The organism is Actinosynnema sp. CS-041913 (assembly GCF_050942485.1).
Classification (GTDB): domain Bacteria; phylum Actinomycetota; class Actinomycetes; order Mycobacteriales; family Pseudonocardiaceae; genus Actinosynnema.
The window spans coordinates 1,984,976-1,999,451 of record NZ_CP192037.1; the positions used below are offsets into that span (position 1 = coordinate 1,984,976).

17 protein-coding genes are annotated in these 14,476 nt (G+C 71.6%); 6 read left to right on the plus strand and 11 right to left on the minus strand.

The genetic code is table 11. The annotated features are described in order from the left end of the window. Positions 1 to 26 precede the first annotated feature (26 nt). The 6 genes from ACQPZF_RS09855 to ACQPZF_RS09880 all read right to left on the minus strand — a co-directional run bounded on the left by ACQPZF_RS09855 (position 27) and on the right by ACQPZF_RS09880 (position 4,835). Positions 27 to 821, minus strand: a complete 795-nt coding sequence (locus ACQPZF_RS09855; RefSeq protein ID WP_433270467.1) for a TIGR04222 domain-containing membrane protein — start codon at positions 819 to 821, stop codon at positions 27 to 29. Beyond that, complete coding sequence (locus tag ACQPZF_RS09860; protein ID WP_433270469.1) at positions 781 to 1,689, minus strand: TIGR04222 domain-containing membrane protein; 909 nt, start codon at positions 1,687 to 1,689, stop codon at positions 781 to 783. Before ACQPZF_RS09860 ends, ACQPZF_RS09855 begins: the two co-directional genes overlap by 41 nt. A gap of 54 nt (positions 1,690 to 1,743) precedes the next feature. Continuing rightward, on the minus strand, positions 1,744 to 2,721 hold the full coding sequence (locus ACQPZF_RS09865; RefSeq protein WP_433270471.1) for a TIGR04222 domain-containing membrane protein: 978 nt from the start codon (positions 2,719 to 2,721) through the stop codon (positions 1,744 to 1,746). Positions 2,722 to 2,952: 231 nt separating this feature from the next. Continuing rightward, positions 2,953 to 3,390 (minus strand): peptide-methionine (R)-S-oxide reductase MsrB, encoded by a 438-nt coding sequence (gene msrB, locus ACQPZF_RS09870; RefSeq protein ID WP_433270473.1) that lies wholly within the window; start codon positions 3,388 to 3,390, stop codon positions 2,953 to 2,955. A 9-nt stretch (positions 3,391 to 3,399) separates the two neighbouring features. Continuing rightward, entirely contained in the window at positions 3,400 to 3,738 is a 339-nt protein-coding gene (locus ACQPZF_RS09875) for a hypothetical protein (RefSeq protein ID WP_433270475.1), read from the minus strand. A 152-nt stretch (positions 3,739 to 3,890) separates the two neighbouring features. Beyond that, positions 3,891 to 4,835, minus strand: a complete 945-nt coding sequence (locus tag ACQPZF_RS09880) for an asparaginase (RefSeq protein ID WP_433270477.1) — start codon at positions 4,833 to 4,835, stop codon at positions 3,891 to 3,893. Between the two features lie 77 nt (positions 4,836 to 4,912). Here ACQPZF_RS09880 and ACQPZF_RS09885 point away from each other — a divergent pair, with 77 nt between their 5' ends. Then, positions 4,913 to 5,557 (plus strand): GntR family transcriptional regulator, encoded by a 645-nt coding sequence (locus ACQPZF_RS09885; protein WP_433270479.1) that lies wholly within the window; start codon positions 4,913 to 4,915, stop codon positions 5,555 to 5,557. Between the two features lie 6 nt (positions 5,558 to 5,563). Here ACQPZF_RS09885 and ACQPZF_RS09890 read toward each other — a convergent pair whose 3' ends face one another. The 3 genes from ACQPZF_RS09890 to ACQPZF_RS09900 all read right to left on the minus strand — a co-directional run bounded on the left by ACQPZF_RS09890 (position 5,564) and on the right by ACQPZF_RS09900 (position 8,856). Next, positions 5,564 to 6,430, minus strand: coding sequence for an alpha/beta fold hydrolase (locus ACQPZF_RS09890; protein WP_433270481.1), 867 nt, complete (start codon positions 6,428 to 6,430; stop codon positions 5,564 to 5,566). A 104-nt stretch (positions 6,431 to 6,534) separates the two neighbouring features. Next, positions 6,535 to 7,704 carry an acyl-CoA dehydrogenase family protein gene (locus ACQPZF_RS09895; protein ID WP_433270483.1) on the minus strand — a complete coding sequence of 390 codons (1,170 nt, stop codon included), beginning with the start codon at positions 7,702 to 7,704 and terminating at the stop codon, positions 6,535 to 6,537. Between the two features lie 12 nt (positions 7,705 to 7,716). Further along, a complete protein-coding gene (locus ACQPZF_RS09900; RefSeq protein WP_433270485.1) occupies positions 7,717 to 8,856 on the minus strand; it encodes an acyl-CoA dehydrogenase family protein in 1,140 nt (379 codons plus the stop codon). 90 nt (positions 8,857 to 8,946) lie between these two features. Here ACQPZF_RS09900 and ACQPZF_RS09905 point away from each other — a divergent pair, with 90 nt between their 5' ends. Then, entirely contained in the window at positions 8,947 to 9,561 is a 615-nt protein-coding gene (locus tag ACQPZF_RS09905; RefSeq protein WP_433270487.1) for a TetR/AcrR family transcriptional regulator, read from the plus strand. A 59-nt stretch (positions 9,562 to 9,620) separates the two neighbouring features. On the opposite strand, the gene ACQPZF_RS09910 is transcribed toward ACQPZF_RS09905, so the two are convergent. After that, on the minus strand, positions 9,621 to 10,208 hold the full coding sequence (locus ACQPZF_RS09910; RefSeq protein ID WP_433270489.1) for a DUF397 domain-containing protein: 588 nt from the start codon (positions 10,206 to 10,208) through the stop codon (positions 9,621 to 9,623). 131 nt (positions 10,209 to 10,339) lie between these two features. Here ACQPZF_RS09910 and ligD point away from each other — a divergent pair, with 131 nt between their 5' ends. Then, positions 10,340 to 11,338, plus strand: a complete 999-nt coding sequence (gene ligD / locus ACQPZF_RS09915) for a non-homologous end-joining DNA ligase (RefSeq protein WP_433270491.1) — start codon at positions 10,340 to 10,342, stop codon at positions 11,336 to 11,338. Here ligD and ACQPZF_RS09920 read toward each other — a convergent pair whose 3' ends face one another. Next, positions 11,339 to 12,211, minus strand: coding sequence for a hypothetical protein (locus ACQPZF_RS09920; protein ID WP_433270492.1), 873 nt, complete (start codon positions 12,209 to 12,211; stop codon positions 11,339 to 11,341). It abuts the gene before it with no gap. Between the two features lie 381 nt (positions 12,212 to 12,592). On the opposite strand from ACQPZF_RS09920, the gene ACQPZF_RS09925 reads away from it, so the two are divergent. The 3 genes from ACQPZF_RS09925 (at position 12,593) to ACQPZF_RS09935 (ending at position 14,454) form a co-directional block, all read left to right on the plus strand. Next, the gene (locus ACQPZF_RS09925) at positions 12,593 to 13,492 is read left to right on the plus strand and encodes a phosphotransferase family protein (RefSeq protein ID WP_433270494.1); all 900 of its coding nucleotides are present in this window, start codon (positions 12,593 to 12,595) and stop codon (positions 13,490 to 13,492) included. Positions 13,493 to 13,571: 79 nt separating this feature from the next. After that, complete coding sequence (locus ACQPZF_RS09930; protein WP_433270496.1) at positions 13,572 to 13,775, plus strand: hypothetical protein; 204 nt, start codon at positions 13,572 to 13,574, stop codon at positions 13,773 to 13,775. 73 nt (positions 13,776 to 13,848) lie between these two features. Continuing rightward, on the plus strand, positions 13,849 to 14,454 hold the full coding sequence (locus ACQPZF_RS09935) for a DUF2238 domain-containing protein (RefSeq protein ID WP_433270498.1): 606 nt from the start codon (positions 13,849 to 13,851) through the stop codon (positions 14,452 to 14,454). The last annotated feature ends 22 nt before the right edge of the window (positions 14,455 to 14,476 follow it).

Here is a 14,476-nt window from a genome sequence, read left to right on the forward strand (position 1 = left end):
CGATCCCGCGGAGGGCCGGCCTGTCATCAGTCGCCCCCACCGCCCCCGCCACCACAGCCGCCGCCCCCGCCGCCGCACGACGAGCCGCCGTCCGAACCCGACGCGCTGCCGCAACTGCTGCTGGAGCAACTGCCGCACCCGCCGCCGGACGCGCTGGAGTCCGTGCCCCGCGCCCGTCGCTTCAGCGTCGCCGAAGCCCGCGGAGCCAGCCCGAGGACTTCCCACACCAGGTGATTCCCGACCTTGCCCAGCAGTCCGTAGTACGCGACCAGCGCCACCCGGTTCGAGGTCGTCGCCACCGCGTCCAACCGCCGCACCGCCGCCCGCCCGGACCTGGTCAGCGGCCGTCCGGCCCGGCCGATCAGCAGGAGCAGCAGGACACCCAGCACGATCCCGCCCACGGTGTGCCCGGCCTGCAGGTAGTCGGCCGCGGTGAGGGCCAGCACCGCGACCAACCCGAGCATGACCAGCCGCCGTGCCCACCGCACGGCCTTGCGCTGCCCCGGCGACCGCACCAGGCCACGCCCGATCAGGCTCTGCCGCAACGACTCGGCCTCCGGGCTGCCCGCCACCGCGGGCACCAGGTCACCCAGCGACCGCGGCAGCGACCGCATCACGTAGGCCTGCAACGGCGACCACGACCGGATTTGCGTGTGCACGGCGCTGACCACGCCGTCACGGGAGATCCGCACCGCGCCCGCCTCGACCAGCGAGACGATCGCCACCTCGGCGGCGCGTCCGGGGCCGCCCGCCAGCAAGCCCTGTTCCTCCGGCCACAGTTCAGCCGAACCCGCCGAAGTCGGTGTCCACGAAGTCGCCACCGTCATCCCCCTCCAGCCACTGCGAGGCCAGCCAGCCGCCCGCGAGCCAGCCGCCCGCGACGAGCCATCCGTTGCCCCTCCGCCAGCGCCGCGGCTCGACGATCACCACCGGTCGCCTGCGTCGGGGAAGCGACTGCTCGGACGTGTCGGCGTACCCGATCGGTTCCGCCGTCTCGCCGTCGAACACCGCCGTCTCCACCCGCGCCGGGCCGGTGCGCGGCGCGGCCGGGACCGCGGTGCGCACCAGTCCGTAGCGGGCCGTCACCTCCGCCGGGTCGACCGGTGCGAGACCGGCGGTGGCCTCCTCGTACGCCCGCGCCCCGCGCCTGGTCAGCACGGGCGGCGGAGCCAACAGCAGCAGCACGGCGCAGAGCCCGGTGACCGGCAGCGCGGTGGCCATCACCCAGCCTCCCGGCGCCGCGAACACCGCGACCGCGGCGAGCACTGCCACCGGCAGCACGGACAGCACCGCCCGCCACAGCCGGCGTTTCGGGGCCACCAGCAGCCCGCCCGCGACCAGGCCGTGGCCCAGCCGCCGCGCGGGCCCGCCGGTGGCCGCGCCCATCAGCAGGTCGTCCAGGTCCCGCGGCTCGCCGAGGCGGGCCAGCAGGTGCGCCTGGAGTTCGGTGACCGCGCCCGGTTCCTGGCCGGGCACCGCCGTGACGGTCGCGCCGGACACCCTGGCCCGGTTGTCCGCCACCAGCGCCGCCACCGCCACCTCGGCCGCCCGCACCGGTCCGCCGCCGAGGTAGCCGATCTCCTCGAACGTCAGCGGCCGGGTCGGCGCGGCGCCGGTGACCCGTTTCAGCCACAGGCCCGACAGGACCGCGAGCACCAGCGCCGGGCCGTACCACCACAGGAACGCCATGGGCGTCAGCCTAGGAGCCGGAACCGCCCGAGGACCCGGGAACAGCCCGAAGACCTAGCCACCGCCGCCTCCGCCGCCACATCCGCCTCCGCCTCCGCCGCCGCCCCCACCGCACGACGACCCGCCGCTGCCGCACGATGATCCGCCGCTGCCGCACGATGATCCGACCGCCCCGGCCGCCAGGAACGTCGTGCCACCGCCGGCGTCCGCGTGCCGGAACCTCCGGCGGACGGGCCTGCGCGCGGCGGCCCGCAGCGGGATGTTCGGGTGCGCGGCGAAACCGTTGAGGGCGACCAGCCCGGCGTCACCCGCCGGGCCGGCCACCACCCCACCCCCGGGGCTCCCACCCGCGCGGGCCGTCGCCACCGCGCGCGAGCCGAGCGCGGTGCGCGTCAACGGACTCGCCTTGCGCAGCAAGGCGATCAACACCCCGGTCAGCACGAGTTGCAGCGTCAGCCACCCGACGGGCGCGCCGATCGCGAGCCCGTTCACCCACCGCACCACCCCGACGGCCGCGACCAGCGCCATCGGCACGACGCTCCGGCGCAGCCACCGCTTCGCGACCCACGGCGAGACCAGGTAGCCCCGCGCGACCAGCCGGTCACCGACGGCGCGCGGCGCGTCCTGCCCGGACACGGCGGTGAACAGCAGCGGGAGCGTCCGGTACCGGTACCTGGCCGCGTCGGTCAGCACGGCCTGGTCCACCGGATCGGCGGAGACGGGCGTGCCGACCACCCGCACCGCGCCGTCCCGCGCGGGGCGCAGCGCGCCGGAGTCGATCAGGGCGGCCGTCGACGTCTCGACCACCCGCCGCGGCCCGCCGATCAGGAAGGCCAGTTCATAGCGGCCGAGTTCGAAGCGGCCGAGTTCAGAGGGGCCGAGTTCAGCGGGGCCGAGCGCGCCCGCGGGGGCAACTCCCCGCGTCCCCCGCAGGCGCACTCGCACACCGATCGCGACGACCAGCGACACGGCCAGCGCGATCCAGTACAGCTCCAGGAATTCCGGGCCGGACAAGCCCCACGGTCGCTCCACGGTCCACCCCCTGTGGGCCACGGCGGACTGGGGTCCACCGGGTGTCGAGAGGCAATCGTGTGGGTCAGGCCACATCCCGGCAAGAGGGCTTTAGCAAGCCTTGAGGTTGCTCTTTTCCGGCTTCAGGACGACGATGCGCCGTCCACGCCGCCGGAGCCCTCGCCGTCCGTTCCCTTGAAGATGCGCATGATTCCTCCTGGTGTGGACTGGTTGTCATTCGGAGTAGCGCCTTCAGTCTGCTGGACCGGAAGGGTTTTCGACCAGACGCAAGCTGATGCTGTTGATGCAGTAGCGCTGGTCGGTCGGAGTGGCGTAGCCCTCACCCTCGAAGACGTGGCCGAGGTGGCTGTGGCAGGTGGCGCAGAGCACCTCCGTGCGCACCATCCCGAGCGCCCGGTCCTCCCGCAGGATCACCGAGTCGGCGGCCAGCGGCGAGAAGAACGACGGCCAGCCGCAGTGCGAGTCGAACTTGGTGTCGCTGCGGAACAGCTCGGCGCCGCAGGCGCGGCAGGAGTAGACGCCCTCGGACTTGGTGTCGGTGTACTCGCCGGTCCAGGCCGGCTCGGTGCCCGCCTCGCGCAGCACCGCGTACTCCTGGGGCTTCAGGATCTCCCGCCACTCCAGCTCGGAGTGGACCACCTTCGGGGTGGCGCCGACGACAGGTTCCATATCCCCACGTTAATCGAAGAACGTGGACACGATCTCGCCGAGCCCGAACCAGACGCTGACCGCCACACCCAGCAGGATCAGCAGCACCACGGCGACGGCGGTGAGCCTGCGCAGCCCACCCGCGCGGTTCGCCGAGTCTGCGAAGTTCTCCACGCCCGCCAGGTAGCCCTCGACCGTGAACGCGGGCTGCTGGCGCTGCATCCGGTCCAGGTGCTCGGCGAACGCCCTGGTCTCGGGATCGTGGGGGTCGAGCCCCACGAGCTCGTCTTCGACCGTCGGCTGCCCGTCGTCGACCTGGCCGGTGGGCCGGTCGTCCTCCGGCATGTCGGCGGCTCGGGAACTGGCCATGCGGCAAGCGTAATGGCCGGCTCAAGCCGAGAGGGTTCGTGCTGGGCGCACCCGCCCCGACCGGGTCAAGCCGTGAGGGTTCGTGCTGCGCGCACCCGCCCGACCGGGTCAAGCCGAGCGGGTCTGCGCCGGGCGCACCCGCCCCGACCGGGTCAAGCCGTGAGGGCCCGCGCCGGGCGCACCGCCCCGACCGGGCGGCCGTGGCCGAGCACGGGGACGGTGGCGAGGTCCTCGGGCGTGTCGACGCCGAGCGTGCGCAGCGCGGCGACCAGCACGACCGCCCTGGCCCGGCTGGAGCCGTCGGCGATCTTGCAGGCCACCGCCTCACCGGTGGGCAGAGCGATCGCGTAGACCCCCTCCGCGCCGTCCTTGGCGACCGCGCCGGGGATCGCGCGCATCAACCGGGTGACATCCCGGCCCGTGCCGCCGACCCATTCGGGGTACGTGCTCATCGCGTGCGCGATCCGCTGACCGGGCCCGCCTTCGGACGTGGCCAGCCGGGCGAACGCGCGGGCCAGCCCGACCAGGCTGATGCCGAACAGCGGCGCGCCGCACCCGTCCACGCCTTCCGCGCCGATGCGCTCGCCGGCCAGTTCCTCCAGGGTGTCCCGGATGGCCTGCTGCAACGGGTGGCCGGGCGCCAGGTAGCTGTCGGTGGGCCAGCCGTTCACCACGCAGGTGGCGAGCATGGCCGCGTGCTTGCCGGAGCAGTTCATGTACTTGGGCGCCTTGCCCCGGCCGGCCTTCAGGTGCGCCTTGAGGGCGTTCTCCCCGATGGGCAGGTCCGGGGTGCACTGGAGGGCGTCCTCGCCGAGCCCGGCGCCTTCGAGGATGCGCAGGACGCCGTCGATGTGGAAGTCCTCGCCGGAGTGGCTGGCACAGGCCAGCGCGAGCAGTTCGCCGTCGAGGTCCAGGCCGTGGCGCAGCATGGCCAGGGCTTGCACGGGCTTGTTGGACGAACGGGGGTATGTGACCTGGTCCGGCCGTCCCACCTGCAGTTTCGCCGCGCCGGAGTGGTCGAGCGCGACGACCGAGCCGTGGTGCACGGACTCCAGGAACTCGCCCCGCCACACCTCGGCGACCAGCTCGTGCGTCATCTCGTTCCCCTTGCCCGGTAAGCTGCCAACTGTCGACAGTTAACAACGCTTGGCCGGGTTGTGCTAGGGAGATGTTCGTGACACCGCCGTTGCACCTGAGCCTGGCCGGACAAGCCGTGGAGGCGCTGCGCGAGCTGGTGCTGACCGGGGAGATCCCGGCCGGCAGCCGGGTCAACGAGGTCGAACTCGCCGCTCGGCTCGGCATCAGCCGAGGGCCTTTGCGGGAGGCGATCCGCCACCTGGCCTCGGAGGGCCTGCTCGTTCTGACACCGCATCGCGGGGCCCGCGTTCCCGCTGCCACCGCGGCTGATGTCCGGGCGTTGTTCGAACTCCGGACCGCTCTCGAATGTGCCGCGGCCGAGTTGGCCGCATCGCGTCGGACGGATGCCGATGTCGTCCGCCTGCACGCCGTCAACGACGAGTCCCGCCGTAGTTACCAGTCCGGGGAGAGGTTTCCGTATCGGCTGGACCTGGCGTTCCACCAGGCGTTGCTCGACGCGGCCCGGTCGCCTCACATCGCCGAGCAGGTTCGGTTGGTGCAGCAACGTGTTGTGCTGCTTCGCAGTGGTCTAGTCGATGATCCACCTCATCAGCGGGCGTCGCTGGACGATCACGATGCCCTGGTGGCCGCTGTCGCGGCGGGCGATCCCTCACGTGCGTCGGACGTGATGCGCAAGCACCTGGCACGAGTCTGCGCGCAGATGCTCACCAGTCTCGGCTGAGGCGGCCTAGTAGGTCGCCAAGTGGTCCAGGAGGTGGAGGGTGGTCTCCTCCGCCGCTTCCTCCGGGATGAAGTGGCCGGTGTCGGCCATCACCTCGAACCAGTACGGCCCGGTCACCCAGCGACCCGTGTTCTGTGCCGCCTCCGGGCCGATCACCTGGTCGTTCTCGCCCCACAGGAACCTCGTCGGCACGGACACCGGCCGGTACGTCCCGGACACCACCGGGTTCGCCCGGTACCAGTTCAGGACCGCCGTCAGCGCGCCGGGCTCGGTCAGCTTGCGCACGTACTGGTTCACCCGTTCGGGTGCGATCGCGGACGGCCATCCCGCGCGCAGCCGCGCCGCGTTGTCGGCCAGCAGTTCGCGTTCCGCCACGCCCGGCGTGCGCAGGTGGTCGAGGCAGGACCATCTCCGCTGCTGGTCCGGATCGGTGCGCAGGGCCTGCGCCAGCGCGCCCGGGTGCGGTGCGGAGACCGCCGTCAGGGTGCGGACGCGCAGCGGGTACCGGGCCGCCGCGATCCAGGCCACGATGGCGCCCCAGTCGTGGCCCACCAGGTCGAACCGCTTCCAGCCGAGCGCGTCCGCGATCTCCCGCACGTCCTGCACGGCGTGCTCCAGCCGGTACCCGTCGACGTGCTTGGGGCGCACGCCCGGCGAGTAGCCGCGCAGGTCCGGCGCCACGGCCCGGTAGCCGTGGGCGGCCAGGGCGCGTAGCTGGTGCCGCCACTCGATGCCGCACTCCGGCACGCCGTGCAGGAGCAGCACCTTGCGCCCGGTCGCCGGGCCGGTCGCGATGGCGTCGAACGTGCCGGCGTCGGTCGCGATGCGCTGCCGGGTCAGGTCCGACTCGAAGACTGCGGGTCGTGATCGCATGCACTCATCGTGCTGGGCCGGGCGCGGAGAGTCCCTGGTGTGCGCTACCCGAGCCCGGGTGGGGGCAGCCCTACCGTCGTCGGTGTGGCTGCCCGGCCCGCGTCCTAACCGAGCGTGCCGGTGACTTTCGCGTGTCCCTTCAACAGGTTCCGGGCGATGGTGCGGCGCTGGATCTCGTCGGTGCCCTCGTAGATCCGCAGCAGCCGCAGCTCGCGGTACCAGCGTTCGATGGGCAGCTCGCGGGTGTAGCCCATGCCGCCGTGGATCTGGAGCACCCGGTCGACGATCTCGTTGGCCTTGATGCCGCCGTAGAGCTTCGCCATGCTCTGCGCCTGCCGCGAGTCGGCCTTCCGGTCGACCAGCCACGCGGCGTGCAGCACGAGCCAGCGCAGCGCCTCGATCTCCATCGCCGAGTCGGCCAGCATCCACTGGATCGCCTGGTACTCGGCGATCGGCTGCCCGAACGCGACCCGGTTCCTGGCCTGCTCGACGGCCATCTCCACCAGCCGCTCGCACGAGCCGAGCGCCCGCGCGGGCAGCAGGTAGCGGCCCTGGCCGATCCACTGCATGGCCAGCTCGAAGCCCTTGCCGACCTCGCCGAGGACGTTCTCCTCGGGCACCCGGACGTCGTCGAACACCAGCGCCGCCGGACCCCACTCGCCCATGGTCTGGATCGGCTCGGACTTCCATCCCATGTCCCGGTCGACCAGGAAGCAGGTGACGCCGCCGTTCGCGCCCTTCTCCTTGTCGTTCACCGCGAACACCATGACGAAGTCGGCCTCGTTGCCCTGGGTGATGAACGTCTTCTCCCCGTTGATCACCCAGTCGCCGCCGTCCTTGCGGGCGGACGTGCGGATGGCCTTGGCGTCCGAGCCCGCGCCCGGCTCGGTGATTGCGAAGCACGACACGCGCTCGCCGGAGATAGTGGGCAGCAGGTAGCGCTGCTTCTGCTCCTCGTTGCCGTGGAACAGGATGTTGTCCGCGTACCCGCCGAACCGGAACGGCACGAAGCTGCGGCCCAGCTCCTGCTCGATCAGCGCGGTCATCAACGCGCCCAGACCCATGCCGCCGTACTCCTGCGGCGTGAGGACGCCGAAGAACCCGGCGGCCTTCGCCTTGTCCTGCAACTCCTTCAGCTCGTCCCGGCGCAGCCCCGGCTCGCCCGAGCGCTCGCGGCGCAGCACCTCCGGCTCCAGCGGCACGATCTCCCTGCGCACGAAGGTCCGCACCCAGTCGCGGATCTCCTGCTGCTCCCCGTCGAGCGTGAAATCCATGACGTCCTCCCACTACGTGAACGCGTTGATGCCGGTCAGCGCCCGGCCGATGAGCAGTTTCTGGATCTGGCTGGTGCCCTCGTAGAGGGTGGTGACCCTGGTGTCCCGCAGGTACTTGCCGACCGGGTACTCGTCGATGTAGCCATAGCCGCCGAACACCTGGATGGCGTTGTTGGCGACCCGCACGGCCGCCTCGCTGGCGTAGAGCTTCGCCATGGACGCCTCCGTGCCGAACGGCTCGCCCCGGTCGGCGAGGTCGGCGCACCGCCACGTGAGCAGGCGGGCGGCGTCGGTCTCCACCGCCATGTCCGCCAGCAGTTCCTGCACGAGCTGGAAACCGGCGATGGGCCTGCCGAACTGCTCGCGTTCCTTGGCGTACGCCAGACTCGCCTCCAGCGCGCCGCGCGCGGCCCCGACGCACCCGGCGGCGACGGACATCCGGCCGCGGTCCAGCGCCGCCATCGCGAGCGTGAACCCCGCGCCCTCGTCGCCCAGCCGGCAGTCGTCCGGCACGCGGACGGCGTCCAGCGTCAGCTCGGCCGTGGCCTGCCCGCGCATCCCGAGCTTGCCCTTGATCTCCCGGGCCGCGAAGCCGGGGGAGCCGGTGGGCACCAGGAACGCCGTGATGCCCTTGGGCCCGGGACCGCCGGTGCGGGCGAACACCAGTGCCACGTCGGCCCACGTCCCGTTGGTGATGAACACCTTCCGGCCGGTGATCAGCCAGTCGTCGCCGTCCCGGACGGCTCTCGCGGCCAGCGAGGCGGCGTCGGACCCGGTGCCGGGCTCGGTGAGGCCGAAGCAGCCGACGGCCGTGCCCGCGCACAGACCGGGCAGCCACCGCCGCTTCTGCTGCTCCGTGCCGTGCTCGGCGATGGTCTTGCCGACCAGCCCGAGCGAGACGGAGACGATGCCGCGCACCGCCGAGTCGCCGCGCGCCAGCTCCTCCAGGACCAGGCAGTACGCGAGGTGGTCGCCGCCCGAGCCGCCGTGCTCCTCGGCGACGCCGAGCCCGAGGAACCCGACCTCGCCGAGCGCGGGGACCAACTCGCGGTCGATCGCCTCGTCCCGGTCCCAGCGGGCGGCGTGCGGCACGATCCGTTCCTCGGTGAACCGGTGCGCCAGCTCCCTGAGCTGCCGGTGCTCGTCGGACATGGCCAGATCCACCCCGGTGACCTCCTGACCGAACGCTGTTAGGTTTTCTAACGTAGGCGCGCAGACGAACTCTGGGCAAGAGGAGCCGCCATGCCGAGGAACCCGATCCTGAGCGCCTCGCGCATCCGCACCGTCGCCCTGGACATCATCGACCGGGACGGGCTGGACGGCCTGTCGATGCGGAAACTCGCCGCTGAGCTGGGCGTCCAGGCCGCCTCGCTGTACGGGCACGTGTCGACGAAGGACGACCTGCTGCACGAGGTGGCCGGCGGGATCCTGGAGGAGGTCGACGTCTCGGGCTTCGCGGACGGCGACTGGCGGCACGGCCTGACCATGTGCGGGCGCTCGTACCGGGCGGCGCTGGCCGAACACCCGAACATCGTGCCGTTCCTGGCCTACGGCCCCGCGCACCGCGAGGCGTCCCTGCGCCGGCTGGACGTCGTGCACGGCGCGCTGGTCGCGGCGGGGTGGTCGCGGCGGGAGGCGACCATGATCGCGGCGGCCCTGATGTACCTGGTGTTCGGGGCGGCGCTGAGTTCGTTCTCCAGCGGCTTCTCGGAAGACCAGTCCCTGTACCGGGACCGCTACCCGAACCTGGACAAGGCCCACCTGCTGCCGTCGGTGGCGCGGGAACTGGACCACGACAGCTTCGAACTGGCGCTGGACGCCTTCGTCACCGGCCTGGCGACCCGGGCGCCCCGCTGACCCACCGCCTGTGTTTGAGCGCTATCGGGACCGGGTTCGCGTGCCCATATCCGACAGGATTACGACCTCAGGTCCCGCAGGAGTGCGGTGAAGGCGTCGATGGAGAAGGAGAGCGCAGGCCCGGCGGGCTGTTTCGAGTCGCGGACACCGACTTCGCCGGTGGTGTTGGCCACCTCGACGCAGTTCTCCTGGGTGCCGCTGTAGCTGCTCTTGCGCCAGCTTCGCTCGGTGGTCACTCGGTCCTCGCTTCCGGGTCGAGCGTGGCCGCCAGTTCGGTGATCCGGCGGACCGATTCTTCCTGAGTCAGCGCCTGCCCCACCAGATGTCCGCACGGTTGCCTCGTAGGCCCCGATTTCGGCCGGCTCCTCCAGGAAAAGGCTCGACGTCTGGTTCTCCAGGAACACCACCTTGGTCTGGAGGAGCCCCGGTACCAGCATGCCCTCGAAGCAGATGATCAGGTCGGCCTTGGCTTCCAGGTTGATCAAGGTGCGCTGGCGTTGCGCGAAGTCCGGCTTGTCGCGGTGCCACCAGCCACGTCGGTCGACCTCGCGGGTCAGTCGCAGCAACTCGTCGCGTTTGGCCCCGGTGCATAGCTCGATCGTGGCGAGCAGCACCGACGAACCCGGGAAGCGCGGCCGGTCGGTCACTCGACGGTGGGACACCTTGCGGTGTGGGCAAAGCCGATCGGACCACCATGGCGATGATCGTGGCGGGCGGCGCGCCACGCCCGGCAGTCGCCGCACCAGGAGCAATGCCGAACGGTTGTTAGGCTCGGCGGGTGGCACAGGCTGTGGAGCTGACCGTCGGCGAGCGCGTGGTGCGGGTGTCGAACCCGGACAAGGTGTACTTCCCCGAGCGCGGTATCACGAAGCGGCAGGTGGTGGAGTACTACGTGGCCGTCGCCGAGCCGCTGTTGAACGTCCTGCGGGACCGGCCCACGACGCTCAAGCGGTACGTCGACGGGGTGACCGGGGAGGCCTTCTATCAGAAGCGGCTGCCCAAGGGGGCGCCCGAGTGGGTGGAGACGGCGCGGATCAGGTTCCCGTCCGGCCGGCCGGCCGACGAGGTGTGCCCGACCGAGCCCGCGGTGCTCGCGTGGGCGGCGAACCTCGGCACGTTCGACTTCCACCCCTGGCCGGTGCGCCGGCCGGACACCGACCACCCCGACGAGCTCCGCGTCGACCTCGACCCGCAGCCCGGCACGGATTTCGCCGACGCCGTCCGGGTCGCCCTGGTGCTGCGGGAAGTCCTCGACGAACTCGGCATGACCGGCTACCCGAAGACGTCCGGCGGCCGGGGCATCCACGTGGCCGTGCGGATCAGGCCCGAGTGGGACTTCGTGGACGTGCGCCACGCGGTGATCGCCCTGGCCCGCGAGGTCGAGCGCCGGGCGCCGTCGCTCGCGACCACCTCATGGTGGAAGGAGGAACGCGGCACGCGGGTCTTCCTGGACTTCAACCAGGCCGCCCGCGACCGCACCATCGCCTCCGCGTGGTCCGTCCGGGGCACCCCGCGGGCCACCGTGTCCACTCCGGTCACCTGGGACACGCTGTCCACAGTGGACCCGGACGACTTCGACGTGCTCACCGTGCCGAAGTACCTGGCCGAGCACGGCGACCCGCACGCCGCCCTGGACTCCGCGGCGTTCGGCCTGGAGACCCTGCTGGAGTGGTACGCCGCCGACGACCGGGGCGAGATGCCCTATCCGCCGGACTACCCGAAAATGCCCGGCGAGCCGCCGCGCGTGCAGCCGTCGAAAGCACGCAAGACGGAGTGACTACCTGAGGTCCAGGCGCATCCCGAAACGCCGGTCGGCCGCGATGTCGTGCGCCACCAATTCGACCACGGGCCGGTTCCCGCCGGTGGTCGACGTCTCCAGGCGGTAGCTGTCCACGCCCGCCTGGAGGCCGACCGGGATGGCGTGCACGCGGACCCCGGCCGGCAGCGTGACCCGATATCTCAGGTAGGCGAGCGGGTTGCCCAGGAGCATCACGAATTCGTCCGGCCGGCCCGAGCGCATCAGCGGCGTGGCCTTCTGCGGCCAGTGGACCTCGAACCGGAGGACCACCTCGTCGCCTTTCCTCGGCGGCGCGGTCGGGAAGTGCACGAGGACTTCCAGCCGCCCGTCCGGCAGCCAGGACGACGTGCTCTCGCACTGGTTCTTGGCCGCGCCGCCCACCTCGATCCCGGCGACCTTGACCCGCACCTTCCGGCGGCTGCTCATCGGCTGGTCCCAGTTGGGGCCGAGCCGCACCCGGTAGAACCGGAGTCGGTCGCGCTGGACGAAGGCGTGCACCAGGATCGACGCGCTGACGTCCCCGTTGTCCGCCACCTCGGCGGACTCCTCCCACCGGTCGATCCGCCACAGCGGCTGGATCTCGTCGTAGATGAGGTCGCAGTACCGGGCGAGCAGGTGGTCGCGCCGGACGACCTTGCGGTGCAGCGCGGACCGCGACCCGGCCAGGGTCGCCAGCGCGGCCAGCACGTACATCCCGGCGGTCAGCAGGAATGCGGCTTTGAGCGGTGTCGAGCCGAAAGACGCGGCCAGCACACTGCCGAACGCAAGTATTCCCACGGTGGTCTTCACCATTCCGGCCACGCCTTTGTCGGCCAGGTGGTCGGCCAAGAAGGAGATGAACCCGTCCAGCACAGCGACCTCCCCTCACCGGCCGGCTCGGGTGTCCGGATCTCCGCTCCGGTGAACCGCCGCCGGTCCGGGTACTGAAACACCCGGCCGCGAGAGTGGTCAATGCAGTCGACCCGGGCTCGACTATGCAGCACCTGCATAGTCGAGCCCGCCCAGAACGGGAAAAGGGGTCGGGCGGCTACTTGTCGCCGCTCTCGCCGCCTTCACCGCCGCGGAACTCGGTCATGCGGACTCCATAAATGTGAGGGAATGACCTGTTTCACGCCATCTCCATGGCAACGGCGCTCAGGTCCGCGATCAGTTTCGCATACGCCGTGACCTCTACCACACGTGGGGCGGAATATCGCTCGACCGGGGAGTGAGGGATTGCTAGCGTGCCGCTCCGTGACGTTTCCTCTCGCCGAGACCGAGGACCAGTACGACGCCGTCGCGGAGGACGAGCAGGCCCTGCGGCCCGCCGTCGACGCGCTGTGCCGGCACCTCGGCATCGACGGCGCCGTCGAGCGGTTCGCCGAGGGGTCGCTGCCGGTGTACGCGGTGGGCGACGGGCACGTGCTGAAGCTCTTCCCGGCCGTCCACCTCGCCGAGGTGCCCACCGAGCGGGACGTGCTGCTGGCCGTCCAGCACCGGTTGCCGGTGCCCACCCCCGAGCTGTACGCCGCCGGCGAGTTCGGCGGCTGGGGCTACGTCCACATGGAGCGGCTGCACGGGGCGAGCCTCAAGGACGTGTGGCCCGGCCTGGGGGACGACGGGCGGCGGGAGATCGCCCGGCAGGTCGGGGAGGCGTTGGCGGCCCTCCACCTGGTCGCGCCGCCGGCCGCGGAGCCCGCCGACTGGGCGGAGTTCGTCGCCACGCAGCGGCGGAACTGCGTGGCGCGGCAGGAGGGCCGGGGGCTGGACCCGCGCTGGCTGGAGCAGGTGCCGGACTTCCTGGCCGGCGTCGATCTCGGCGATCCGGAGCTGGTGCTCGCGCACACCGAGGTGACGAGCGCCCATCTCCTCGTCCGCGACGGGAAACTCAGCGGGCTGTTCGACTTCGAGCCCGCGATGCGGGCGGCGCGGGAGTACGAGTTCGTCGCCACCGGGGTGTTCCTGACGCGGGGGGACGCGGACGCCAACGCGGCCCTGCGCCGGGGGTACGGGCGGGACGTCGACCCGCGCAAGGTGATGGCCTACACGCTGCTGCACGTGTACTCGCACCTCGCCTGGTACCTCCGCGAGGTGCCGACCGCCGCGACCACCCTGGACGGGTTGGCGGAGCACTGGTTTGGGCCAACCGGCTAGTTGTCGCCGCAGTTCAGCCGCGATCCGACTACACCTCTCGTACCATGAACGGCGACGCCGAAGAGTGGGGAGGCCAGCGATGACGAACGCGTACGTGGTGCGGTTCGTCGGCGGCCCCCTGGACGGCCGCGTCGACTCGGTCAGCAAGCCGCCGGAGGCGCCCAAGCCGACGGTCACCCACGTCCACCTGCACGGCGGACCCAAGATCGTCCACCACTACGACCTGCAGTACGCGGTCGAGTACGGGTGCGAGTACCGGCTTCGGGTGGAGGACCCCTCGTAGCCCCTGCATATGTCCTTTGTGGACTGTCTTCGGCGGTGTGCGTCGGGTGGCCCGAGGGTGCAGGATCCGGTGGATGGACCGCAGCGCGCGTCTCCCCGTCGTCCTCGCCGTGCTCGTCGTCGCGGCGGTGGCGGTCTCCGCCGTCCGGCCGAAGAGCTACCTGACGTGGCTGCTGGAGGTCGCGCCGATCCTCGTCGCGCTGCCGGTGCTGGTGCTGACGTATCACCGGTTCCCGCTGACCCGGCTGGTGTACTGGCTGGTCTTCGGGCACGCCCTGGTGCTGACGCTGGGCGCGCACTACACCTACGCGGAGGTGCCGCTGGGCGACCTGCCGTGGTCGGAGCGGAACCACTACGACCGGTTCGCCCACTTCGTCCAGGGTTTCGTGCCGGCGATCGCGGTGCGGGAGATCCTGTTGCGCCGCACCCCGCTGCGGCCGGCCGGGTGGACGTTCACGCTGGTTTCGGCGGTGTGCCTGGCGATCAGCGCCGGTTACGAGCTGCTGGAGTGGCTGGGCGCCGCGATCGGCGGCGAGTCCGCCCAGGACTTCCTTGGCACGCAAGGAGATGTGTGGGACACCCACTGGGACATGCTGCTTGCGCTCACCGGCGCGATGGTCGCACAGTGGGTGCTCGCTCGCGTGCACGACCGGCGGCTCGCGGAATTGTCGGTGTCGTAGGGCAAGCTGCACGTGACGGATC